This is a genomic window from Rosistilla oblonga, assembly GCF_007751715.1.
Classification (GTDB): domain Bacteria; phylum Planctomycetota; class Planctomycetia; order Pirellulales; family Pirellulaceae; genus Rosistilla; species Rosistilla oblonga.
Window position 1 is genome coordinate 3,490,832 of sequence record NZ_CP036292.1, and the last position, 24,725, is coordinate 3,515,556.

The window sequence follows — 24,725 nt, forward strand, 5'->3', positions numbered from 1 at the left end:
GTGCAGCGTTCGCGTCGAATTAGTTCGAGTCGGCAACGGCTTTGACGGCCGCGACGATTCTTTCCGCCGAAAGCCCCTGGTCGTCGAGTAAACGTTCGCTCGCTCCGCTCAATGGTCGCTTGCGAACGGCCAGACATCGGACCGGGGTTCGGTGGTCCGAGAGACTGGTCAAAACCGCTTCGCCGATTCCCCCTTCGGGAACGTGGTCTTCGATCGTGAACAGGACCTCGGTTGCATCGGCCGCCTTGCGGATCGTCGCGTGGTCCAACGGCTTGATCGAATAGAGATCGATCACGCGGACGGTGATCGCTTCTTCAAGAAGGATCGAATGCGCCGCAAGCGCTTCGTGAAGCGTGATCCCCGCTGCGATCAGGGTGTAGCGATCCCGATCGCTTTGACGCAGCACTTTGCAGCCACCGATCTCGAACTGTTCATCGCAGGCGTAGATCACGGGAGTCTCGCCACGCGTCGTTCGCAAATAGGAGATCCCGCGGTGGTTCATCATCGATTCGACCAACCGCTGGGTCGAGACAGCGTCGGATGCATAGAGGACGACGCTCTCTTGAACGCTGCGGAACATCGCGATGTCTTCGAGTCCCATCTGCGAAGGGCCGTCGGCGCCGATCGACACACCGCAGTGTGAGCCTACGAATTTGACGTTGGCGTCGCTATGACGGGCCATCCGAATCTGATCAAACGCCCGCGTTAAGAAAGCGGCGAAGGTGGAGACGAACGGTATCTTACCGCGCTGCCCCAATCCAACCGCCGCTCCAACCATGTTCTGTTCCGCGATGAACATCTCGAAAAAACGATTGGGATAGGAGTCGGCAAAAAACTTGGCTCGCGTCGAATTGCTTACCTCCGCATCCAGAGCGACCATCTCGGGATACTGCGGCGCCAACCGCTTGATCGCATCTCCATAAGCGGTTCGCGTTGCAACTTCTTCGCCGAGACGATGTTCCAATTGCTCCGCATCCGCTGGCAACACGGTCAGCGGTTGCCGGTCGTTTGGCGCGGTGAGTTCGCCGCGAATATTGGGATCGCCCAGGCCGACTTCCTCTAGTGCGGCGTGCATCTGGTCGTCGTCGAGTGCTTTGCCGTGCCATCCGTCTTCGTCTTCGAGAAACGAAACGCCCTTCCCTTTGGTGGTGCTGGCGATCAACATCGTCGGTTGTTCCGCTGACGCTGCGGCGCGATGGTAGGCTTCGGAAAGCTCCGCAAAGTCATGTCCGTCTCCAACTACAACCGTTTGCCATCCGAAGGCCTCGACCTTTTTCTGATACTGGTGAAGGTCTGCTCCATACATCGTCTCGCCGCGTTGGCCGAGCCGATTGACATCGATCACTCCGACCAAGTTGTTCAAACGATACTGAGCCGCGATTTGGATCGCCTCCCACTGCGACCCCTCCGCCATTTCGCTATCGCCTAACAACACAAACGTTCGGTAATCGAGCTGATCCATCTTTGCAGCCAACGCTAGCCCGACGCCGACCGACAGCCCCTGCCCCAGCGAACCTGTAGCCGCTTCGGTGAGCGGGAAGCGGGAGGTCGGATGCCCCTCCAGAAGACTACCGAATTGCCGGTAGTTCTCCAGTCGCTGGCGATCGACTTGCCCGGCGGCGGTCCAAAGCGCATAGTACAAGGGTGAAGCGTGTCCCTTGGAAAAGATCAATCGATCGTTATTGGGAGCGTCGGGATGGTGCACATCAAACCGGAAGTGGCCGCCAAAAAGCAACTCCGCCATCAACTCTACCGCGGAGAGCGAAGAGGTTGCGTGCCCCGAGCCAGCGTTGGTTGTTATCTGCAGGATCCAACGTCGCAGCTGAATCGCAATCTGTTGGCGTTTCTCCAAACTGTTGTCTGTGGCCGTCGCCATGAAATCTCTCCTGTAAAACGGTTTGTTGTTTGCGTTGGCTACCGATGCGCCGTCGCCTTGGTTTGGTTAACACGGCTTCCCCGCGGAAGGACTTCTGTGAAATCGGCAGTCAGTCGCTGCTGTGCCGCGCCGTGTCGGTTACTCCGCACTACTGAGCAATCACTGTGCCTGGAACGAAGATTGCACAACAGTTGTTTGAGCAAAGTTTCTATCTCTAACGAAGGAGGTTTCCGATGTTTGTCAAAGAAAGAGCGACAGGTGACTTGGTGAGGATCGATCGCATCGATCAACTCGCCAATCCGCAATCGAGTGAGGTTCTCGGCTGGCGGCAGGCAGGCGAGGAGGAGCAGGGAGAGACGCCGTTCCTGAAATCCGGTCTTGCCTTCCCATCCGACGAACCGCTGCCGCAGTGTTGGTGTGATCCGCACTACCAGTGCAGCGGAGATGCAAAGCAGTGTGTGCCAGCCGACAGATGACTTCTGACCGGTCAGGCCAGTTGTTCGCGAATCCGCCGATCCAGTTGCGACTGGTCGGCGGCGAATGCGGCGAGACCAGCCAATGTCATCAGGCTGTCGATCGCAAGGCTTCCGTCACGGATTCGTTCCTGCCAATGGGCGTGGACGGGGACCTTGCCTTCGTCGGCGATCGTTTGCAGTTGTTCTTGTGTCATCTGCGGAAACAGATCGTCGATACCGTGATCGACAGCCAGTTGGCGTAACTGATGTGGCGTTAGGCTTTGCTTCTCGGCTGCGGCTCCGACGAACTGCCGTTCCAAGTCGGTGACGTCCCACAGTTTATCGACGCTCACAGATTCTCGATCGACATTTGGGGCGAGTTCGGCCGCATGTACATGTTGCAGTTGACTCTGCCACGGATCGTACAAAACATCCATTGCTTGGCGAGCAACATCCGGTGGCATCGTGATCACATCGATTCCGGCAAGAAGCGGCAGTTGAGTCGCATCGCGCAGACTTGCAGCGATCTGTCGCGTCCGCCTGGTGGGCTTGTTTTCCGAACATGCGGAAATTGCCGCCTGACTCGCCAACGCTGTTTTTTCGCCGATAAACTCACCACTCCCCAGGTCATTCGCTTCGATGTAGGAGTTCAAACGGCCAAGGAAGACGTTCACGAAAGCGGGCCGTGCGAATTGGGTGGCGAGATAGTTTTGGCGAGCGCTAAAACCAAGGGTGCAGTTCACGCGGATCCCCTCGCCACTCAACTGCTTGATCGCAACCAGTCCAGCGGGCGTCAGCGGAATCTTGACGACAAAATTCTCCGGACAAACTTTGTGGCATCGTCGTGCGTACGCAAGCGTCGATTCGAGATCGTTTGCGACGTCCGTGTGCAGCTCGACACTCACATCGCACTGAAACCTATCGACTAGCTTCAACGCGTGACGCACGTTGAGGATGAACGCGATTTCCCGGACGCGAGCAGTCTCGGAAATTCCGGGCAACAGCTTCGCCGCTTCGGGGACTAAGTGGTCGTAGTTTCCACGTTGTATCTCTTGATTCAAGAGCGAATTGTTTGTTGTTAGCCCACTGAACTGAGCATTCCAAAGCGAATCGATCGTGGTAATGTCTCCGCTGTCGATCCACAACTGCGTTTCGGTAGGGTTTATCCTTTTCCAAAAGGCACCGTCAGCTGTCGCCCGTAGGGAATCATCCGATCGAATGTCTCTACCGATAAACTCCGCGATCTGTTTCGCTTGTTCGGTATCGGGGTGAATGGTTTCGGTTACCGTTCCCGTCGGATGCGTATTGGTTGACATTGGAATTCACTCTTCCGATTTGTAGTTTGAACCAGCGCGACGTCCACCTCCGCATTTTGTTCCGCGTGACATTGGCGATCTTTGCAGGGCTCGTGATGGAGCATTGCAAACCCCGCACCCTTGTGGTGCGAATTTGACAAAAGGCCGGGAGCAATTGTCTGGACGACGGATCGTCTGTCTTTAATGGAGGGAGAGCCTTCCACTTGGTGTGAGCGGACTCCAACCGACATGGTTGATTAAAGCGCAGTCGGGTGATCGATTAGCGTCATCGCAGCAGGCCTGACAGATATTCGGGTTCATATCGCGATCGATTCCAGACACGTAGCTCGATCCCAGGCGGGGGCCGCTGACTGCGAGACTGTTACTGGAATAGACCCCACGCGACCAAAGCGACCATGGCAACCGAAAAGAAGATCGCGACGCCGGCCAGCAGACCATCCTTCGAAAGCACTGCGAGTGCAAAGGTCGCGATCGCAGCGCCCGCGACGTTGGCACTCATCGGGACAAACTCCAACAGTGGCGTCGTCAATGCGATCAGAATGCATGCGATCGCGACGATGCCGCCGCCGGCGTGACGCAACAGCCATGAATAGCGAGGCTTTGTGATGCGGTCCAATCGTTGTGCCCACGGCATGATGTGATCGATCATTGTGTGGACGCGTTTGCTGCGGATTTTGCGGCGCTCGATCCACAGAGGAACCCAAACATGTTTCCGACCGATCAAAATCTGCGCGGCGACGATTACGATCAGAACCCCTAACACCACCGGAACGCCAGGGATATCGGCAGGGCCGGGGGCCATCATGATCAATCCGATGGTTAATAAGATCGGTGCAAATGAATGCTGTCCTGCCGCATCCAATGCGTTGCCAAACGAGATCGTCTCTTGCTCTTTCGTTAGTGAATCGATACGACGCAAGATCGTACTCAAAGGTGCATTGGGCACGTTTTGTTCTGCGCGATGGGACCGCCGAATCGTCGATTGATACGAACGTTCGCTCATCATCTGCTCCCGTGTGCGAGACTCGTGCGACGCACAGGATCTCTAATTTCGAGTGTTCAATGTCGGGAGAGCTCTTGGGCGTCACACGCTTGCTGGTGAAAGGTTTTCACAAACTGCAGCTTCCATACCGAGTGGATGGAGGATCGTGACGGGCAAATCAAAAGTGCGGCGATATTCCCGTAGTTCGACGATTCGCAGTTGGCATTTCGCGCGATGCGGCGATGCTCCGGATGGCTATTCGGTCGCGGCGATATCTTGGAGGTCGAGCCGGTAGAGGATTTGGTTGTAATTGTGTCGCGGTGTACCTTGTTTTGTTCCTGAAAACGTCTTGGTGTAGGTCGCTTCGAACAACAACATCGCGGAACCCGGCGCAGTAAACTTGGGATGTAGCTTCGGATTGTAGAAAGTGTAATCGTCGTGTGTTACGACGTGGACCGCGTCGGTCCAAGGGCCTGTCGGCGCATCGGCTTCGGCATACCAGATTTCCCCCAACAGCGACGTTTGCCCGCCGTGCTGCGTAAAAATCGCGACCCACTTTTTGCGATATTCGTTCCAAGCGATCGAGCCGCGATGCGGGCGAACCTGTTTCTCCGACTCGCCAGCTCTAGTTGCAACTGTCGTTTGTGGCGTGATCGACTGCCATTGGCTCCGATCGAGCAACGCTTCGTAAGTCGCCGGGATCTTGAGTGTTGGGAATGGATCGCCGAACAACACCCAATCCCCGCCTGCCGGATCGGTCCAGCGAGTTGAATGTCCGTGCGGAACCATTGGCGGATCTGGTGTCGCGTCGGACCGTCGCCAAAGCACCTTTGTTGGTTCGAAGTTAGCAGAGGTTTCGTCCCAGGTGCAGAATCCAATTTCGTAGACGGCTAACGGGGGTACGATCTTCGAATAGGTGGCCACAAGCTGCGGCTGCCCCTCGCGGTTGGGAAGACTGACGTAGCCGCCGAGCCAGGTCGGCCCGTCCCCAGGCATCACCGCGATGTTGCGCGGCGTTTGCGTCTCGTCGACAACGTAGTCATAACGCAGTCGGATTGGCGGCTCGAAGGTCTGCAATGGTTGCGGTTCGGTGGTCGCTCCGATCGTGTGAAATCGACCCAGCGGATGTTGGGGTAAAGTCGTGTCGCCCCAGCCCCAATGCAGGCGGCCGTCGTGTAACGCGGTTTGCACAGAATCACAGCCGAGAATACCTTGATCGCGCCAGTCGAGTTCGGTTCCAAGTTTCTGGCATTCTGAAAACAGACCGCCTCCGGTGATTCGCCCCAGTCGCTTCGCAGGCAATTGACGCTGGACCTCGACAGTCAGCGTGGCACCGGGCTGTGGTCGTAGTCGAACTCCGCGATAGCCAAAAACATCTGGGGGCACGGAGTACCCATGTCCGCGAACATGGAACCAGGTTTCGGTAGCCAGCAGTTCGGGCAGCTCGAAAGCGATCACCCCGGCGTTGTCCGACACAAAGCGAACACCGTGTGTCGTAGTCAGTTCGACTAGCGGAACCGGCCAACCGTTGGACTTGTCAATGATCTCGATCCGGCAGGGCTTGATTGCCAGCAGCGGCGTCTCGCTTCCCACCAGCAAGAGAACCACAATCCAAGCACTGTGACGCAAATTCATCGCGATCGACATCGACAGACTCCCATGCATGTTTCCGCGTCAATGTGGTGGAGCTTCACGCAACGCTCCGCACGGGCGGTGGGACAATTGTAGTCACACTCCCCGATGGAGATCGAACTGTTGATAGTCCCAAGGCAGACCGAGCAAAGGGTTACTCCCGCATCGGGCGGCAGAATGATCGGGCGGCAGGATGATTGCGGCAGGATGATTGCGGCAGGATGATTGCGGCAGGATGATTGCGGCAGGATGATTGCGGCAGGATGATTGCGGCAGGATGATTGCGGCAGGATGATTGCGGCAGGATGATTGCGGCAGGATGATTGCGGCAGGACAGGTAAACACTGGGTATGCAATCGAGCACGCTGGTTGAGTATTTCGTGGATGTCATCATCGAACGCCTTTCGCATCTGTTGCTTCAGCCGCGACAGCGGCGGCAGCATTTAGCTGCGGGTATAAACCCGCAGACCACTGTCAGGCGAGATTCCTGTCGACCCGGACGACTGGGGATGTCGCTTCGCATTCGCGCAACCTGATCCGCGAGACCTGGTATTCGATTCGTTGGGCGCGTTCGTAAGTCGTTACGCAGAAACAGCTTGTGAACCAATGGTGTTGTGCCTGTCCTTTTCTCGAGCGTTCCATCGGGGGATTCCAATCCCCTGCTGTGGATTCTGGCCTTTCGCTGAGGAATCGCGGGGGGCAATGGTCGCGGTCGGTAGGGTTCCGGTGCCGATTCGCTGCATTGTGATGCGTCGATTCCCGTCGTAAGTCTCATGATGGCAGTGACTTGCGTGACGCTGGTCGAGATGCCTGTCCTTTTGCTAATCACTTTTGTATCTGTTGCTTCAGCCGCGATAGCGGCGGCAGCTCACTGTGGCAATGTGCGTGGCGGCCGGGACGACTGGGGATGTCGCTTCGCATTCGCGCAGCCGGAGCCGCGAGACCCGGCATTCGATTCGTTGGTTGGGACCGTAAGTTGTTACGCTGAAACAGCTTGTGAACCAATGGTGTTGTGCCTGTCCTTTTCCCGAGTGTTCCAACGGGGGATTCCATTCCCCTGCTGTGGATTCTTGCCTTTCGCTGAGGAATCGCGGGGGGGAATGGACGCGGTCGGTAGGGTTGCGGGGCCGATTCGCTGTCGTTTGATGCATCGCATCCCGTCGTAAATCTCATGATGGCAGGGACTTGCGTGACGCTGGTTGAGATGCCTGTCCTTTTGCTTGATCACGGATCAGGGGCTCTCCGGGGGGGGCGGGCCGACATGGGCTTGAGGGCGGTGACTGGCCAGGTTGGTGGGGGGAGGACTTGCGGAGTGGGGACGCAGCGATTCTACTGTTGTGATTGAGTCTCAGTTGCAGCTACCAAGCAAGCCCGGGCCGATGGTTTCCCTCCGTCGTTTTCCCTTCGCCAGCCAGGAACGCGTCAACGCCCCAACCCGCTGACCCACCTACCGATCTAGGGAACCCCACCGATGCGCAAACGGTCTATCCGTTCTGGCTTTACGCTCGTTGAATTGCTTGTTGTGATCGCCATCATTGGCATTCTGGTTGGCTTGTTGTTGCCAGCCGTGCAAGCTGCTCGCGAAGCCGCTCGCCGGATGCAGTGTACCAACAATGTTCGCCAAATCGGTTTGGCGTGCCATAACTACCACTCCACTCTCCGCCGTATGCCTCCGGGACGTCTCGTCTATGACGGCACCAGTTCAGCCGGTGCCCCGACGAAGGTTGTTACCGGTTTTCTTGCGATGCTGCTGCCTTATATGGAAGGCTCCAACCTGCACGACATCTATGATCAAACCTACGGGTTTGATGATGTCGCCAACCAGACAGCAGTCAACATGGAGGTGCCCGCCTTCACCTGTCCGTCGACTCCCGGCGATCGCACGATGCCGATCTACGCAGGATGGAACATGGGCTGGACAACCGATCCGGCAGCACTCGATCCCAATCTGACCGGCTTCGAGACTTCCTACCAAGGCGTTCGCGGAATCCATCGTTTGCAAGGCGATCCGCTGGTCAGTGGCTTCGATTCGGACTGTGGAATTCTCAACGAGACGGGGAGCCGGTTTGCGGACATCACCGACGGGACAAGCAACACGCTGCTGCTGTTTGAAATGACTGGCAAGCCAAGCCATTGGTTGCTCGGCAAACAACAGCCCTCGGTAACAAACGCTCAGTTCTACGCTTACGGACCTTGGGCAGGAAACAATGGTATTGGGATCTATAACTGGTCCGACGACGGTTTGAGCAAGGGCTGCAACACCTGCACCAAATACATTAACGTCGACAACACCGCCTCGCCGTACGGGTTTCATCCCGGAGTTGTCGCAATCGTCTTAGCCGATGGTTCGACTCGCACACTCGCCGAAACCGTCGATGCCGAGATCTTCATCAACTTATGCCGTAAACAAGACGGCAACGTCGTCGGCGACTATTAGTCCAGCGCCGTTGGTTCTTTGCCAGTTGCAGCGGCGAGATTAGGATCGATGATCCGCCGCGTTTGCCAGCGAGTATCGACACCTTAGCTCCCCGTACTGCGCCCGAGTTCCGATCCCCTGAGCTCCGCAAAGCTCCTCTCCTGCTCGCGTTGTAGCAATCAATCGTCTCGTCGAAACAACAGTTGTCTTGACAAGTGTTGTTCTGCGGTGCATGATGCCGTAATGGCAACTCCCACAAACTCTCCAACGTCGCAGAAAGTCGGCTTCGATTCCCCGGAGCAGGAGGTTTTCCTGCAGCTGTGGCGTACGTACGACTGCCTCAAAACGCTCGAAGAGCAGCTGTTTGCCCAGCACGATCTCTCCCCGCAGCAATACAACGCGCTCCGCTTGCTGCAGCAGGTCGCTCCCGCAGGAATGCAGACGATGGAGCTGGGTCGGCAGCTGATATCCCGCGCTCCCGACACGACGCGGATGTTGGATCGGCTGCAGAAACGAGGGCTGGTCGCGCGAAACCGCCGGGCCGAGAACCGCCGTGTTGTTGAGATCGCACTTACCGAAGCGGGACATGCATTGTTGGCGGAGCTATCCGGTTCGGTGCTGCAAATGCATCATCAGCAATTGGGGCATCTGGACGCGTCGCAGCGCGGCGACTTGATCGACCTACTGAAGCGGGCGCGGCGTCCGCACGAAGATTCCAGTTGTGATTGGTTGGAAGACGGAACGTAAATCGGGCGGCGGCCAAACCGTCGGCGTTACCAAGGGCCTCATGAAAAGGGTTTTGAATGTCGTTTCGATCGATGACAAAGATGTGGCCCTTTGCGCTATGGCTGGCCGTCTTCTATTGCTGCTGGTTGGGCCTTGTCGCTTGGGGTGACGATTGGTCGACAGTCATCTCGCATTGGCCGATCGCGATGGCGATGGCATTGGGATCGTACGTTGCCGGATCGACTCCGATGGGCGGCGGGACAGTCGGGTTTCCGGTGCTCGTGTTGTGGTTCGATATGCCAGGATCGTTGGGACGCAACTTTGGACTCGCGGTTCAATCGATCGGAATGGTCTCGGCGAGCATCTATATCCTCAACGCCCGTCGTCCGATCGATTGGGCATTGCTGAGGCCCGCGCTGCTGGGCGCATTGATCGGGACGCCGCTAGGTGCTTGGTTGGTCGCTCCCTATGTTCCCGATCTGTGGATCAAGCTGACGTTTGCCGTCGTCTGGTGCAGTTTTGGGATCATGCACCTGATCAAAATCCGCGAACTTGTCGCGACCGAAGGAGTCAGTGACCGCTGGCGGCACCTGGATCGATGGATTGGACTAGGCGTTGGATTCACCGGCGGTATCATCGCGTCGCTGACCGGCGTCGGGATCGATATGTTCGTCTATGCCACCCTGGTGTTGCTGTACCGCGCCGATCTGAAGATCGCGATTCCCACATCGGTTGTGATCATGGCGTTCACGTCGGTCGTCGGGATTACGGCGAACGTCGCCTTGTCGCGAATCAACCCCAGCCTCTATTACATCGATCCAGAAGTCTACGCCAACTGGTTGGCTGCGGCCCCGGTAGTCGCTCTCGGTGCTCCGTTTGGTGCGTTGATCGTCAACCTGATCTCGCGAACACCAACGTTGTTAGCCGTATCGATGCTCTGCATCCTGCAGTTCGTTTGGACAATCGTGCAAGAAGGATTGAGTGGGTTGCCGCTGTTAGGAGCGATCGCGTCGGTGTTAGCCGTCAACGGGCTCTTTCACCTGCTGTACCAATGCGGCAACAACCGGCCGATTCTCGAGGACCTGCAACTAGACTTGCCCGGCGGCGAACCGCCACTCGATTTGGCCGACGCCGAAGATTAGCAACAAACTATCGCGCAGACGTCGTTCCCCGGTTCTCGGTTGCTGGGTGATGCTCTGCAACCGTGTCTCGCCATCCCAGTCGCGTGAGCGCAGATCCCGTTCGGATCAATGTTCCTCTTCCGGCGCTACGACAGGTTCGTCCTGCGCCGCAGCAGCCGTTTCGGAATCGGCGCGGTCGGAATTGGGAGGCAGCACCTTGACGACCGGGCGACGCTTGCGGCGAGTTCGCTCGGGAACCATGCTTCGCATATGATCCAGCTTGCCAAAACACAACAGTCGGTCGCTTGGTTCCAGCGATCGCTTCAGTCGTGGGTTGGGGATCACCGTCGTTCCGCGATACAGCGTCAACACGTTGATGTCCATCTCGGGCAGCCCCGATTCGTCGATCGTTTTCCCGACGTATTCGGACCCTTCGGGGATGTAGATTTCGGTCACTCCGTACCCGCGGCTGACCGTCAAGCGTTGGCGTAGATCGATCTCGGGGAAGTCGACCTGAGCGGCCATGTAGTCGATGATCGCACCGGCGATGTCCAACTGTGTGCAGCTCTCGATGCCTTCGAGCCCCGGTGAGGAATTGACTTCCATCACCTGCGGTCCGTCGTTCCCTTCAAGCATATCGACGCCGGCGACGCGGAGCCCCATGATCTGGGCGGCGCGGATCGCGACTTGGCAATACGTTTCGTCCAGCTCGACCGGCTCGGTGCGTCCGCCGCGATGAACGTTGCTGCGAAATTCGGAGCCTTGGGCGACGCGCCGCATTGCGGCAACGACTTGGTCGCCGACGACAAACGCGCGGATATCGCGTCCTTTACTCTCGGAGACAAACTTTTGGACCAACACGTTTTGACGCGTGCTGTGCAGCGTTTCGATGATCGCTTCGGCAACCTTGACGTTGTCGGCGAGGATCACGCCAACGCCCTGAGTTCCCTCGAGCAGCTTGATAATCACCGGTGCTCCACCGATTCGATCGATCGCCGGCAAGACATCCTTGCGGTCGCGAACGAAGGTCGTTTGCGGGATCCCGATCTGATGGCGGCTGAGGATTTGCAAGCTGCGCAGCTTGTCGCGCGAGTTCGAGATGCCGTTGGACGAGTTCGCACAGAAGACATCCATCTGCTCAAACTGACGGACGACCGCCGTGCCAAAATAGGTGATCGACGATCCGATCCGCGGCAGCACCGCGTCGTAGTGGCTCAGTCGTTTGCTGCGGAAGTAGAGCTCGGGGACTCCCTGTTCGACATCGATCGAGAACTTCAAAGTGTTGAGCACTTTGACCGAGTGGCCGCGAGCGATCGCCGACTCGCGCAGTCGCCGGGTACTGTAACAGCCGAGACTGCAGGAAAGGATGGCGAGTTTCATTGTGAACCTAAGGCGTTTGAGAGGACGGTTGTAATGTTATGTCTGAAAAGCGGGGTCGTGTGTGTCAACGTGACGGCGGGCGACGCTTGGGCTTGCCGCCATAATAGGACTTGCCGGCATCGACCAGCATCCGACCGCGAAATGCCTCGCGTCCCAGCAGCATGCGAAAGCCCATCGACGTGCGGTTGGCCAGCGTTAGTTCGATCGGCCAACGTTGGCCCAAGATTCCGACGTTGGTTAAGATCACCGGCCGCGAGGAAGCTTTGCCACTGCTGCTGCGGACATGGCGATATTCGAGTAGTTTGGCCGAGACCTCGACAAACCGCTCTTTGCGTTGGGCCGGCAGCACTTTGAACTGTAAATACGTCACGCCGTCGCGAACCTGTTCGACGATATCGATCGCGTGCAAGCTGCTGGAACGCGCCCCGGTATCGACCTTGGCCTTGATCCGGCCGATCCCAAGTTCAGGCAGCGATACCCATTCTCGCCATCCAATCACCGGCTGTTGCGGTGTGTCATCCGTCCTCTGCATCCCCGCCTCCTACGATCGAGCAATGATATCCCTCAGTCTACCGCTTTGTCGGCCGACGGTAAGTCGCCAGCGGATAATTCAGCAGGGCAATTAGGTGTTTGTGCTCCGCCGAATCATCCGGCACTCGCAAGCGCGGCGTCGCCAAAGGAAAGCTGACACTAACGCGTGCCGGACAATACGTCGGATTGAACCACTGCGTTGCCACCGTACAAATCAGAGACCGCATCTGGTCAAAACGCAACCGCCAAGGTACGGTAGGCCCAGCAAATTCAATACATTTTCTGTCGCCTTCAACCCAGCGTAGTTTGCATGCGAGTGTTATCAGGAATCCAACCGACGGGCCGCTTCCACTGGGGCAACTTTTTTGGTGCGATTCGGCAGTACATCGATCTGCAGCACACGCACGACGGGTTCTATTTTATCGCCGATCTGCACGCGTTGACGACTGTTCGCGATCCGCAGGTTTTGCGTCAGAACGTACGCGATGCGGCTCTGGATCTGTTGGCCCTTGGGCTGGATCCGGAGAAGGCGACGCTCTTCTTGCAGTCGGATGTGCCGGAAGTCTCCGAGCTGTCGTGGCTGCTGATGACCGGTACGCCGATGGGACTGCTGGAACGCTGCCACGCCTACAAAGAAAAGAAGGAACGCGGCATCAAAGCCGACGCCGGCCTGTTCACCTACCCGGTCTTGATGGCGGCTGACATCTTGGCCTACGACTCCGATCTCGTTCCCGTTGGGGCCGATCAGATCCAACACATCGAAGTCTGTCGCGATTTGGCTGGCAGTTTTAATCACGCTTACGGTGAGACGTTTGTGTTGCCCAAAGCCAAGGTCCTGGAAGATTCGGCCAAGGTGCCCGGGACCGATGGGCAGAAGATGAGCAAGAGCTACGACAATACGTTGCCGTTGTTTGGTGAGACCAAAGCGATCCGCAAGCAGATCATGCGGATCACGACGGACAGCCGACCGATGGAAGATCCCAAGGATCCCGAAGGGGACCACTTGTTCGATCTGTTACGTCTGGTCGGCAGCCAATCCGATATCGATGCGATGGCGGAGACCTACCGTCGCGGCGGGTTTGGTTATGGCGAAGTCAAAAAGGCGGTTGCTGCGGCTAGCGAAGAATATTTTGCGGCGGCGCGGCAGCGACGGTCCGATTTGGAACAGAACCTCGATTACGTCGACCAAGTGCTCCGCGGCGGTGCCGAGAAGGCGCGTGGGACGGCAGCCGATGTGTTGTCGCGTGCCCAACACGCCTGCGGCTTGCGTTAATCCGATCGGCAAATCCACCCTTGTCTTGAGCCCCGCCAATGAACGTCCTTGGGATCGGTACCGACATCGTCGAATGCGAGCGTATCGAAAAGATGATCCAGAAGCATGGCGAGCTGTTTTTGAATCGGGTCTACACGTCGGGTGAGATCCAGTATTGCAGCGAGCGGAAGGCGGCGACTGAGCACTATGCGGGGCGTTGGGCGGCCAAAGAGGCGGTTCTGAAGGCGTTGGGCACCGGATGGTCTCGCGGAATCCGTTGGACCGATATCGAAGTCCGCAACGAACCGGGGGGCAAACCTCGGATCGCCTTGGCCGGCGAAGCTCGCAAGCTTTGTGAGGAACTTCGTCTAAACGAGGTTCAGATCTCGATCTCGCACTGCCGCTCGCATGCGACGGCCTTCGCAATCGCCGTCGGGGCCTAACCGCTCGGCATACACACTCGCTTGCGGTAGACGAATCTCCCGGTCTACCGCCAATCCGGTCCGACAAATCTCTATCTGCGGCACCCTTACCCAGGCGGAACGGAAGCTCCATCGAAACGCCCCAACCCGCCGGCGAATGCGGAACTCAGTTCGGATTCCGGCTAATGCGGCTGCTGTCGGATGGCCAGCAGGCGGGGTTTATGTCGGGCGGCAGAGCTTTGAGGGCGTGGTCCGAATTGGGCCTCCGGAACGCCCGTCGATGCTTCGGCATTGAATTCTAGGGCTCGGGTAGCTCGGTGTCTTGCGTGTCGCAACCGGCACAGTTTACCGAATCGGGCGGTGGCGACGTTAGCGAACGCAATAAATTTGCGTGTCGATCTGGTTGGCGCGATTATCCGGGCCGATACCAAGCTACATCGATGCGGAACCCGAGGGGCAAATTCGGCTTCCGCCATACATTTCAGTGTGACGGTTTTGGGGGGCGGACCAAGGCTGGTCTAGCCATGTCTATTGGAGTCGAGTCAATGCTTCGATCAATTTTTCCACTCGCGTTGGCGACCCTACTGCCTAACGCAATGCTTCTCGCACAAGCTCCTTTCAGCTCGATTGCACAGGTTGGGCACACCGCTCAATGCAGTTGCGGTGAAGCGGTTTGCGGCTGCGAAGCCTCTTACAGCGATCCAACTTGTGGTGTTTCGGAACCGTCATCGGATTGCGATTCGATCTGCGATAGTGGTTGCGATAGCATGTCGGGCGGAGCGTTCAGTTGCCTCACTTCGGGCAAAAATGGCGGCTGCTTCTCCGGTGGCGGTGAAGATCCCTTCTCGCTCTTCGGATGCACTCCCTGCGGTCTGACGGTATCGGGTTGGACGGAAATCGGTTACTTCACCAAGGGCAGCGACTACCGATTTAACAGCCGTCCCAATGAAGTGCAACTTCAGCAGGCGTGGCTCACGATCGACAAAGCGATCGATACTTCCGAAGGCTTCGACATCGGCGGACGCATCGATTACATCTACGGTACCGACGGCCCGGATACTCAAGCTTTTGGTATCTCGAATAACCATTGGGACAACTCGTTCGACAATGGCGGCGACTACGGATCGGCGATCCCGCAAGCCTATGTGGAAATGGGATACGGCGATTTGTCGGTGAAGATGGGGCACTTCTACACGATCATCGGTTGGGAAGTCGTTCAAGCACCCGACAACTTCTTCTACAGCCACACCTATACGATGTACAACAGCGAGCCGTTTACCCACACCGGTGCGTTGGCAACCTTGGCCGTCGGCGATGACACCGAGATCTTTGGTGGCTACACACTTGGTTGGGACAGCGGATTCGAAGACAACGGCGACAACTTCATCGGTGGTGTTAGTACTGCGTTGTCCGACAACATCAACTTCACCTACGCGACAGTCTTTGGTCGGTTTGTCGAAGAGACTCAAGAGCGTGGATACATGCAAAGCGTTGTGTTTGACGTCACGCTGACCGAAAACCTGCAGTACATCTTCCAATCGGATTGGTTGGATACCGAAAATGCCAGCGGCGCTGCAGTGCGTGAATCGATTGGCATCAACCAATACTGGATCTACGACGTCAACGATTGTTTGTCGGTTGGCGGTCGCTTCGAATGGTGGAACAATCTCGACACCACCACCGGCAACAGAGCCGATGTCTACGACCTGACCTTGGGCTGCAACGTCAAACCCCACTCGAACATCATCGTCCGTCCCGAAATCCGCTGGGACTGGGACAGCGATCAACTGGGTGTCAACGAAAACGACGCGAAACGTCAAGCAACCTTCGGCATCGATTCGATCGTGTTGTTTTAAGAACAGCCGCCGGCGCCGCGACGTCCTAAGTCAATCACAAAAGCCCAGAGTGCGGATCTCGTACTCAGGGCTTTGTTGTTTGATACACACGTCAAAACGCGGTGTCTGCGGACCGCGGCGGTGATTCGGCTATTCCGCCACTAGGACCTCGACCCCGGCGTTCTCAAACGCTTCCAATGCGTCTGCAGTATCGGGATGGCGGTTGGTCACGATCACATCGATCTCATCGAGCCCGGCGATGTGACACATCGAGTGTTTGCCAATCTTTGTGTGATCGGCTAACACGACCACGCGGTCGGCACCGGCTATCATCAAACGCTCGCTCTCGACCACGTGTTCGTTATCGTTATAGAGCCCCGATTGGTTGATGCCGCTGACCGAAAGCATCGTCCATTGGGCGTGGTACTGTGAGATCGAAGCCTGGGCGCTTGGGCCGACCAGCAGCCCCGTTCCCGGGAATAGAAAACCGCCGGTTAGGAAGAGTTCATGGACGGCGCGTCGAGTTGATTGCGATTCGATTGCCGCCGCCAGACGCAGCGAGTTTGTTATCAACCGCAACGGAATCCCAGGCAAGCAGCTGCCAATCTGCAGCGTAGTTGTCCCGCCATCGATAAAGACGACGTTGCCTGGGGCTAACATCGTCACCGCCTCGCGCGCGATTGCCAACTTCGCCTCGCGCTGCTGGACCTCGCGGATCGCGATCGGCATCGTCTGTTCGTTGTGCAAGACTTGGATCCCACCACGGACGCGGCGGACCAAGTTAGCTTCTGCCATCTCGACAAAATCGCGTCGGACGGTCGCCACGCTTGCACCAAATCTCGCCACTGCTTCCTCGACCGACAACGTCCCCGATTCGGCTAAGACTTTCATGATCTCTTCGTGACGATTTGTCTTCATCGTGGATCCCGTAACTTGCTCGGATGATGCATTGCGATCAATGACGCCCGCTCGCCGTGCGGCTTTTGAGCGAAACGACTGCGCGTTCCGTGATTGTTCGTGCGCGTTGATTGATTACTTTTGATCGACTTGCTACCCTTTGTCAAGCGTTTGGCCGCGGGCGCGGCAACTTCGGTCGGCCGAATCACACGCCGCCCGAACGCGCCGGGACACCACCGGCCGCTAATTTGATGCTTCGAAATGTTTGCCTGAAGAGAGACCAATAGATGGCCGTTGAACTGCGATTGGGCGTTAAGTCCGACATGATCGAATACCGCTACTCGCACCAGTGGCTGTTTCGAATTCTCGCCGAAGAAGGGGCGAGATATGTCCAATTGGGTTCGCAGTTGGAGACTTATCACCTTCCGGATGCCTATTTTCATGACCTGCGGAAGCAAGCTGATGATGCGGGAGTTGAGATCGATAGCACGTTTACAACGCACCGCGAATTGGGCGGTTTCTTTCGCACAGAGCCCGGTTTTGAACAGGTTGCTCGAAAGAACTACGAACGCTACATCGAAGTCGGCGGAATTCTCGGGGCGACCAGTGTGGGCAGCAACCCCGGTGCGGTTCTGCGCGACCAGATGGGGACCAAGCAGGCGGGGATGAAGCGTTACATCAAGCACATGAAAGAGCTGATGCATTACGCCTACGAGCACGGCCTGAAGTGGCTGACTGTCGAACCGATGAGTTGTTTGGCTGAACCGCCGACACTTCCCGAAGAGATCGCGGCCCTTGGACAGGAACTGACCGAATACCACAACGCAAACTCTGACTCCACGGTTCAGGTCGGCTATTGCACCGACATCGCTCACGGCTACGCCGACCGCGACGGAAAGATCATCTTCGATCAATACGATTTGTTCGAGGCGTGTGTTCCTTGGATGTACGAGGTGCATCTGAAGAACACCGACAGCATCTTCAATTCGACGTTTGGCTTCACCGCCGCCGAACGCGAAAAGGGAATCATCGATGTTCCTCACTTCCGACAATTGTTGATCGACGCGTCGGATCGATTGCCAGTCGATAGAATGGCCGGCTATTTGGAAGTCGGTGGGCCCAAACTGGGACGCGACTACAGCGACCATCAATTAGAAGCATCGCTGCGAGAATCGCTTCAATATCTGCAAACCGCATTCATGCAGTCGTCGGCTCCCGCACCAATCCCATCCAAAAATGCGGTATCAGAAAAAAAGCCGGTGCTGATCTCGCCATCGATGATGTGCGTCGATCCGCTGAACTTTGAATCGGCGTTGCGACGCGTCGAGGCGTTGGGAGTCGATATGTTGCACATCGACATCATGGACGGACACTTCGTCCCCAATGCTCCGATGGGCCTAGGGATTCTCGAAGCGCTGGGGCCGAAGACCGATCTGCCGATCGACGTTCATCTAATGGTTCAAGACAACGACTTCTTTGTCGAGCTGTTGGAACCGATGCGCGTCGATCAGATTTCTGTGCACGTCGAATCGTGTACGCACCTCGATCGGACCTTAGCCAGGATTCGAGAGATCGGCGCCAAAGCGGGCGTGGCGATCAATCCAGCGACGCCGCTGTCGGCGATCGAATACGTCTTGGAGCGGATCGATTACGTCCTGGTAATGACAGTGAACCCCGGTTACGCGGGGCAGAAGATGACTCCTGCATCGATCCGCAAGATCGCCGACTGCCGAAAAATGCTCGACGATGCGGGCTACGGTGAAGTTCCGATCCAAGTCGATGGCAACGTTAGCTTCGAGAACATTCCCGCGATGGTCCGCGCCGGTGGCGTTAATCTTGTCGCTGGGACCAGCAGCATCTTCCATCGCGATGCTTCCTGGAGCGAAAACGTTGTCAATATGAAGCAGACGATCGCCGCCGGATTAACCGCCAGTTGCCAGTAGACGCTAAAAGAACCATCCGCAAAAGAGAAGTTAGAATGTCAAAACAAGCAATGGACGCCATCGTGCTGCATGGCGTATCGGATCTGCGTTTCGAACAGGTTCCGGTTCCCGAGGTTCCAGCGGGAAAGGTCCGCGTGCGAATCGGATTCTGCGGCGTTTGTGGCAGCGATATTCCACGCTGCTTCAGCAAGGGAACCTACAACTTTCCAACGATTTGCGGGCACGAATTTGCCGGCACGGTGGAAGCGTGTGGAGCGGAGGTGATCGATTTCGCAGTCGGTGATCGCGTCGCGGTCTTCCCCTTGATTTGGAACGACGACCACCCTGCCTGTGAAGTCGGCAAATACGCTCAAAGCGATGGCTATGACTATCTGGGCAGCCGCAGCGACGGAGCGTTCAGCGAATTCGTGAACGCGCCGCAGCGGAACCTGATCAAGGTTCCCGACAACGTGTCGTTGGAAGAGGCTGCGATGACCGAACCAGCTGCCGTGGCGTTGCATGCAGTCCGCCGCGCCCAACTGCGGTTGGGCGATAGCGTTGCAATCTTTGGATTGGGACCAATCGGTTTGATGGTCGCTCAGTGGGCCCGCGCGATGGGGGCCTCGCAGATCGCTCTGTTCGACATCCTCCCCGAGAAATTGGAGCTCGCCCGGCAGTTGGGATTCGAGCACGTCTTCGACAGTCGAGACGAAGCACCCGCGGAGGTCGCCGAACGGTTGACCGGCGGCCGCGGGGTGCATGTCGCTATCGAAAGTGCCGGCGTTCCGCCAACGATGACCGCCGCTTTGCAAGCGACACGTCGCTCGGGACGCTGCGTTTTATTGGGCAATCCCGCCGCAGACGTCACGCTGCCAGCCGCGTTGATCTCGCAATGCATGCGACGCGAGATCGACATTTTGGGGACATGGAACAGCGACTTCAGCGTCTTTGGCGACGACGACGATTGGCGGACCGTGCTCGATGCGATGAGCAGCGGTGTGCTGAATCTAAAGCCTTTGATCACCCATCGCGTTCCGCTTTCGCAAGGCATCGCGGCATTGGAGATGATCCGCGATCAGAGTGAATTCTACGCCAAAGTTCTGCTGCATCCGTAAACCGGTTCCCGCCGAACACGATCTGTCGACATTGCTCAGTAACTACCAATAGTCCCCGAAGCGACGACCATGCAAAACTCAATCTACTATCTCGACAAACCGGGCGGAACATTTACGCTCGCCCAGGAATCGATCGGCGAACCCGGCCCCGGCGAAGTTCGCTTGCGGACCAGCAAGACATCGGTCTGCCAATCCGACGTGGTGATCTACAACGTGGGCTTACCGCGGATTTTGTCATGGCCCGCGATCCTGTTGCACGAGGTTGCTTGTATTGTCGACGCAGTTGGCCCGGGCGTAGAAAAGTTTTCGCCGGGCGACTTGGTGGGACTCGGTTGCGACATTCCCTGCGGCGATACCGAATGTATCTATTGCGGAACGTCGGGAACCGGCGATTGGACCAGTTGTCCCAACACGCAGGCAACGGGACACGAATTTCCCGGCTTTGCTCGCTCCCACGCGATCCTGCCGAAGTGGTTTGTCGACGATGGGCCGATCGTGAAGTTCCCCGCCGGCTTCAATCCCAACCACGCTTGCCAGTTGGAACCGCTGGCCTGCTGTCTCGAAGGGATGACGCGAGTTAACAACTGTATCGAAAACCGAATCGTTGTACTGATCGGTGCGGGATCGCAGAGCACCTACGCACTGCAGTGCGCTCAAGCGATGAATGCCAAGAAGATCATTCTTATCAATCGTGGCAAAGAGCGTCTGGAACGAGTGCTTGCAGATTTCGGTGACGACCGCGTCGTCGGTGTCCGCTGGGACGAAAACGTTGTCGAAAACACCCTGGCGCATTGCAAACCGTACAACGAACCACACTTTGTGATGGTCAACGCTCCCGTGCGCGAAGCCTATGACTTGGCACCAAAGTTGATGGGCTATGGAACCGTGCTCGATGGGCACGCTGGCGTGAAGGGAGCCGATGGGAAGCCACGGATCGCTCACGAAATCGATCTCAATAACGACATTCACTACCGGCTACAATGCTACCAAGCGACTCATGGCAGCAGCATGCACGGCATTCGTTTGGCTCATAAGTTCCTGTCCGAAGGGTTGTTGCCAAACATCGACAAGATGACCAACGAGACCGAGGTCTTTGCGCAGGATCAGATTCCTGCGGCGATCGCGCGGGCTGCGGACAAAGACAGCCTGAAAGTGATCATCGACTGGGATCGATAACCGGTTCGATTTCAACTATCATCGCAACTCGCGGACTTGCTGAAACGAAAGTTTTCGCCGCGAGCAAACTGCGGGCGACGAGTTGTTGCCGACGGCTTCGAACACGATCGATAGACAAACTTTTATGCGAGACCTGTGCATCGTCGTAGGGACGCGTCCCGAAGCTATCAAGATGGCGCCGGTTTATTTTGCGCTGCAGGAATCGTCGGTGCTGCATCCAGTCCTGCTGTCGACTGGACAGCATCGTGAGATGCTAGACCAAGCGTTTGCGTCGTTTTCGTTGGTCCCCGACCACGATCTCCATCTGATGCAACCAGGGCAAAGCCTTGCCGACATTACGGCTCGGGTGATATCACGCGTTCACGATTACCTTACCGAAACGCGGCCGGCCGCCGTTTTGGTGCAAGGGGATACCACAACGGTCTTGGCCACCGCGATGGCTGCTTTCTACGCGGGCATCCCCGTTGGTCATGTCGAAGCCGGCCTGCGAACCTACGATCCGCAGAACCCTTGGCCCGAAGAGATGAACCGCCGCCTGGTTGCTCCGATCGCCCAGTGGCACTTCTGTCCCACGCAGCAAAGTCGAGAGCAGCTACTTAGTGAACGGATCGAGGAATCGAAGTGTTACGTGACCGGGAACACCGTCATCGATGCACTGTTGTGGATACGCAACAAATTGGTCCGCGAGAACCGAACGTCTGACGAGGTTGCCGCTCGCGTTGGGATCAGCGATGCGTTCAACCAGCGGTTCCTGAGCGACGATGCGAGTCGATGGATCTTGGTGACGGGGCACCGCCGCGAATCGCATGGCTCTGGTTTCGTACAAATGTGCGATGGGATATTGAGGATCGTTGCGGAACATCCCGACGTCGGGATCTTATTTCCGGTGCACCTCAACCCGCATGTTCGGCAACCGGTGATGGAGAAGTTGGGGAATCATGATCGGATCGAACTGGTCGATCCCGCTGGATATGAAGACTTCGTTTGGCTGATGGATCGCGGCTTGTTCCTGTTGAGCGACAGCGGTGGCGTGCAAGAGGAATCGCCTAGTTTGGGTAAACCGGTGTTAGTCACTCGCGATACGACCGAACGCCCCGAAGGTGTCGCGGCCGGGACCTGCCGCTTGGTCGGGACCGATCCGCAAAAGATCTTCGCCGAAGCGGATCTCTTATTGAGCGACAGCAACGAACTCGCGCGCCGCAGGGGGCTCAAGAATCCCTATGGGGATGGCTCAGCGGCCCAACAGATCCGGACTGTGTTGGAACGCTCGCTCTGCGATCGCTGAAATCGATAATTATTTGTGAAATCTAGCAACGAATCGTAGGTTCGATCGACAGCACCGTTGACGCCACTGGGTGAGCGAACGACCATATTTTGAGCTCGTTTGCGTCGTTAACGGTCATGAGAAACCAAACCTGCCGCGTCGCAAAAGCTTCGCGGCGAACGCTTGTTTCCCGATCGCACTGCTGCCGATCATCCGATAGCCCTCGATTTTCACTCCAGAAATCATGAAAATACTTATCACCGGCGGCGCTGGTTTCATTGGTTCCAACCTCGTTCGGCATCTACTGGCGGAGACCGATCACGAAGTCGTCAATCTGGACAAGCTGACGTACGCCGGCAACCTCGCGTCGTTGACCGATATCCAGTCGAATCCGCGGTATCGGTTTACGCAGGTCGATCTGTGTGATGCCGACGCTGTCAAAAGCGTCTTCCATGAGCACGATCCCGATCGCGTGATGCATTTGGCGGCGGAGAGTCATGTCGATCGGTCGATCGATTCCCCCGGAGACTTCATTCAGACCAACGTCGTCGGCACCTATAATCTGCTGCACGCGAGTTTGCACCACTACCAACAACTGGACACACCGCGACGCGACGGTTTCCGGTTTCTGCACGTTTCGACCGACGAGGTCTTCGGATCGTTGGGGATGGACGATCCTGGCTTCAACGAAACGACACCTTACGATCCGCATTCGCCCTATTCGGCTAGCAAAGCTTCGTCGGATCACCTGGCTCGCGCCTGGCACGATACGTTTGGTCTGCCCGTGCTTGTCACCAATTGCTCCAACAACTACGGACCTTACCAGTTTCCGGAGAAGCTGATTCCGGTGGTGATCCTGAAGTGTTTGCGCGGCGAGCCGATCCCCGTGTACGGCGCTGGAGCGAATGTCCGCGACTGGTTGTATGTCGAGGATCACTGCCGAGCGTTATCGCGCGTGCTAGATGCCGGAACCGTCGGCGAAACCTACAATATCGGTGGCAACAACGAACGATCAAACCTCGACTTGGTCAAGATGCTCTGCAGCCTGTTGGACGAGATGCATCCGTCGTCCGACGGAAAGCGGTATGAAGAGAACATTCAGTTTGTGACCGATCGTCCCGGACACGATATGCGTTATGCGATCGACGCCACGAAGATCGGTCGGGAGCTCGACTGGCAGCCCGCCGAAGATTTTGACAGCGGTTTTCGCAAGACGGTCCGCTGGTACTTGGAGAACCAAACCTGGTGGCAGAATATCCTCTCGGGCGATTACCGTTTAGAGCGTTTGGGAGAAAAAGCGTAAACGCTGGGGCTTCACCGTCTGCAGAACGCAGATTGATCCCTCTTGGATTTCTCGGTATCCTACCCGTTTTGCCAGCGACGGCGAGACCACATCGAGGTCCCTCAGGGATAAGATCAAACGCATGCGTAAAGCACTGATAACGGGCATTTCGGGACAAGATGGCAGCTATTTGACCGAGTTGTTGTTGGCCAAAGGGTACGAGGTTCATGGCCTCGTTCGCCGCACCAGTAGCACCGTCCGCACGCGGTTGGAACATCTGTTTAGCGATCCGTCGATCTACAACGAAACGCTGTTCCTGCACTACGCCGATATCGATGACGCGACGACGATTCGTCGGTTGTTGATGCGGATCCAGCCGCAGGAGGTCTACCATCTCGCGGGGCAGAGTCACGTCGGTGCGAGTTTTGAGATCCCCGAATCGACGTGTGAGTTCACGGCGATGGGGACGCTGCGGTTGTTGGAGGTGCTTCGCGATCTGCCCGAACGGCCGCGGATGATGCAGATCAGTAGTAGCGAGATTTTCGGACGTCCGGCGGTCGCTCCGCAAAACGAATCGACGCCGCTGAATCCCGTTTCACCCTATGGCGTCGCAAAAGCGTTTGCGACCCACATGATCCGCGTCTATCGCGATTCGTTTGGGTTCTTTGCCTGCAACGCGATCTGTTATAATCATGAATCGCCACGTCGCGGTGAGAGCTTCGTCACGCGAAAGATCTCGCTCGCGGCGGCTCGGATTAAACTGGGGCTGCAAAAAAGTCTGACCCTTGGAAATCTCGACGCGCAGCGCGACTGGGGCTATGCTCCTGAATACGTCGACGCGTTTTGGCGGATCCTGCAGCACGATACCCCCGACGACTATGTCATCGCGACGGGGCAGAGTCATACGCTGGGCGACTTCTTGGATGCGGCTTTTGGTGCCGTCGATCTGAATTGGCAAGACTACGTTCGCACCGACCCCAAATACATGCGTCCGGCGGAATCGCACCAATTGGTTGGCAACCCAGCTCATGCGATCAAAACGCTCGATTGGCATCCGCACACGAAGGCTCCCGAATTGGCGGCGCTGATGGTGGAGCACGACATGGCGGCGCTGAGTTAACATCG

The 24,725-nt window shown here is 57.1% G+C and carries 21 protein-coding genes; 13 read left to right on the plus strand and 8 right to left on the minus strand.

All coding sequences use genetic code 11. The features are described from left to right. Positions 1 to 19: 19 nt before the first annotated feature. A complete protein-coding gene (locus CA51_RS12410; RefSeq protein WP_145121001.1) occupies positions 20 to 1,876 on the minus strand; it encodes a transketolase in 1,857 nt (618 codons plus the stop codon). Between the two features lie 233 nt (positions 1,877 to 2,109). On the opposite strand from CA51_RS12410, the gene CA51_RS12415 reads away from it, so the two are divergent. Further along, positions 2,110 to 2,352, plus strand: coding sequence for an acetyltransferase (locus CA51_RS12415; RefSeq protein ID WP_145121003.1), 243 nt, complete (start codon positions 2,110 to 2,112; stop codon positions 2,350 to 2,352). An 11-nt stretch (positions 2,353 to 2,363) separates the two neighbouring features. Here the strand turns inward: CA51_RS12415 and CA51_RS12420 are convergent, their stop codons facing one another. The 4 genes from CA51_RS12420 to CA51_RS12435 form a co-directional block, all read right to left on the minus strand. Continuing rightward, a complete protein-coding gene (locus tag CA51_RS12420; RefSeq protein ID WP_145121005.1) occupies positions 2,364 to 3,647 on the minus strand; it encodes a transaldolase family protein in 1,284 nt (427 codons plus the stop codon). A gap of 361 nt (positions 3,648 to 4,008) precedes the next feature. After that, the gene (locus tag CA51_RS12425) at positions 4,009 to 4,593 is read right to left on the minus strand and encodes an exopolysaccharide biosynthesis protein (RefSeq protein WP_231746149.1); all 585 of its coding nucleotides are present in this window, start codon (positions 4,591 to 4,593) and stop codon (positions 4,009 to 4,011) included. Positions 4,594 to 4,884: 291 nt separating this feature from the next. Next, entirely contained in the window at positions 4,885 to 6,276 is a 1,392-nt protein-coding gene (locus CA51_RS12430; protein ID WP_231746150.1) for a hypothetical protein, read from the minus strand. Positions 6,277 to 6,415: 139 nt separating this feature from the next. Then, positions 6,416 to 6,655 (minus strand): hypothetical protein, encoded by a 240-nt coding sequence (locus CA51_RS12435; RefSeq protein WP_145121009.1) that lies wholly within the window; start codon positions 6,653 to 6,655, stop codon positions 6,416 to 6,418. Positions 6,656 to 7,732: 1,077 nt separating this feature from the next. Here CA51_RS12435 and CA51_RS12440 point away from each other — a divergent pair. The 3 genes from CA51_RS12440 to CA51_RS12450 all read left to right on the plus strand — a co-directional run bounded on the left by CA51_RS12440 (position 7,733) and on the right by CA51_RS12450 (position 10,545). Then, positions 7,733 to 8,698: a DUF1559 domain-containing protein gene (locus CA51_RS12440; protein ID WP_145121011.1), complete on the plus strand. Its 966-nt coding sequence runs from the start codon at positions 7,733 to 7,735 to the stop codon at positions 8,696 to 8,698. 222 nt (positions 8,699 to 8,920) lie between these two features. After that, entirely contained in the window at positions 8,921 to 9,424 is a 504-nt protein-coding gene (locus CA51_RS12445; protein ID WP_145121013.1) for a MarR family winged helix-turn-helix transcriptional regulator, read from the plus strand. Between the two features lie 56 nt (positions 9,425 to 9,480). After that, positions 9,481 to 10,545: a sulfite exporter TauE/SafE family protein gene (locus tag CA51_RS12450; protein WP_145121015.1), complete on the plus strand. Its 1,065-nt coding sequence runs from the start codon at positions 9,481 to 9,483 to the stop codon at positions 10,543 to 10,545. A gap of 105 nt (positions 10,546 to 10,650) precedes the next feature. Here the strand turns inward: CA51_RS12450 and CA51_RS12455 are convergent, their stop codons facing one another. Both CA51_RS12455 and CA51_RS12460 read right to left on the minus strand, forming a co-directional pair. Beyond that, positions 10,651 to 11,904, minus strand: coding sequence for a RimK family alpha-L-glutamate ligase (locus tag CA51_RS12455; RefSeq protein ID WP_145121017.1), 1,254 nt, complete (start codon positions 11,902 to 11,904; stop codon positions 10,651 to 10,653). Between the two features lie 64 nt (positions 11,905 to 11,968). Then, positions 11,969 to 12,436: an ATP-dependent zinc protease family protein gene (locus CA51_RS12460; protein ID WP_145121019.1), complete on the minus strand. Its 468-nt coding sequence runs from the start codon at positions 12,434 to 12,436 to the stop codon at positions 11,969 to 11,971. Between the two features lie 309 nt (positions 12,437 to 12,745). Here CA51_RS12460 and trpS point away from each other — a divergent pair, with 309 nt between their 5' ends. The 3 genes from trpS (at position 12,746) to CA51_RS12475 (ending at position 15,965) form a co-directional block, all read left to right on the plus strand. Then, positions 12,746 to 13,708 carry a tryptophan--tRNA ligase gene (trpS, locus tag CA51_RS12465; RefSeq protein ID WP_145121021.1) on the plus strand — a complete coding sequence of 321 codons (963 nt, stop codon included), beginning with the start codon at positions 12,746 to 12,748 and terminating at the stop codon, positions 13,706 to 13,708. A gap of 38 nt (positions 13,709 to 13,746) precedes the next feature. Beyond that, positions 13,747 to 14,130 (plus strand): holo-ACP synthase, encoded by a 384-nt coding sequence (gene acpS / locus CA51_RS12470; protein WP_145121023.1) that lies wholly within the window; start codon positions 13,747 to 13,749, stop codon positions 14,128 to 14,130. Positions 14,131 to 14,705: 575 nt separating this feature from the next. After that, complete coding sequence (locus CA51_RS12475; RefSeq protein WP_145121025.1) at positions 14,706 to 15,965, plus strand: porin; 1,260 nt, start codon at positions 14,706 to 14,708, stop codon at positions 15,963 to 15,965. 129 nt (positions 15,966 to 16,094) lie between these two features. Here the strand turns inward: CA51_RS12475 and CA51_RS12480 are convergent, their stop codons facing one another. Next, positions 16,095 to 16,862 carry a DeoR/GlpR family DNA-binding transcription regulator gene (locus tag CA51_RS12480; protein ID WP_145121027.1) on the minus strand — a complete coding sequence of 256 codons (768 nt, stop codon included), beginning with the start codon at positions 16,860 to 16,862 and terminating at the stop codon, positions 16,095 to 16,097. Positions 16,863 to 17,128: 266 nt separating this feature from the next. Between CA51_RS12480 and rpe the strand changes: the two genes are divergently transcribed. The 6 genes from rpe to CA51_RS12510 all read left to right on the plus strand — a co-directional run bounded on the left by rpe (position 17,129) and on the right by CA51_RS12510 (position 24,720). After that, positions 17,129 to 18,784, plus strand: coding sequence for a ribulose-phosphate 3-epimerase (gene rpe / locus CA51_RS12485; protein WP_145121029.1), 1,656 nt, complete (start codon positions 17,129 to 17,131; stop codon positions 18,782 to 18,784). A 35-nt stretch (positions 18,785 to 18,819) separates the two neighbouring features. Then, positions 18,820 to 19,878, plus strand: coding sequence for a galactitol-1-phosphate 5-dehydrogenase (locus CA51_RS12490; protein WP_145121031.1), 1,059 nt, complete (start codon positions 18,820 to 18,822; stop codon positions 19,876 to 19,878). Between the two features lie 69 nt (positions 19,879 to 19,947). Further along, positions 19,948 to 21,054, plus strand: a complete 1,107-nt coding sequence (locus CA51_RS12495; protein WP_145121033.1) for an alcohol dehydrogenase catalytic domain-containing protein — start codon at positions 19,948 to 19,950, stop codon at positions 21,052 to 21,054. A gap of 124 nt (positions 21,055 to 21,178) precedes the next feature. After that, positions 21,179 to 22,339 (plus strand): non-hydrolyzing UDP-N-acetylglucosamine 2-epimerase, encoded by a 1,161-nt coding sequence (gene wecB / locus CA51_RS12500; RefSeq protein ID WP_145121035.1) that lies wholly within the window; start codon positions 21,179 to 21,181, stop codon positions 22,337 to 22,339. A gap of 223 nt (positions 22,340 to 22,562) precedes the next feature. Continuing rightward, positions 22,563 to 23,621, plus strand: coding sequence for a dTDP-glucose 4,6-dehydratase (gene rfbB, locus CA51_RS12505; RefSeq protein ID WP_338052348.1), 1,059 nt, complete (start codon positions 22,563 to 22,565; stop codon positions 23,619 to 23,621). 121 nt (positions 23,622 to 23,742) lie between these two features. Then, entirely contained in the window at positions 23,743 to 24,720 is a 978-nt protein-coding gene (locus CA51_RS12510) for a GDP-mannose 4,6-dehydratase (RefSeq protein WP_145121039.1), read from the plus strand. The last annotated feature ends 5 nt before the right edge of the window (positions 24,721 to 24,725 follow it).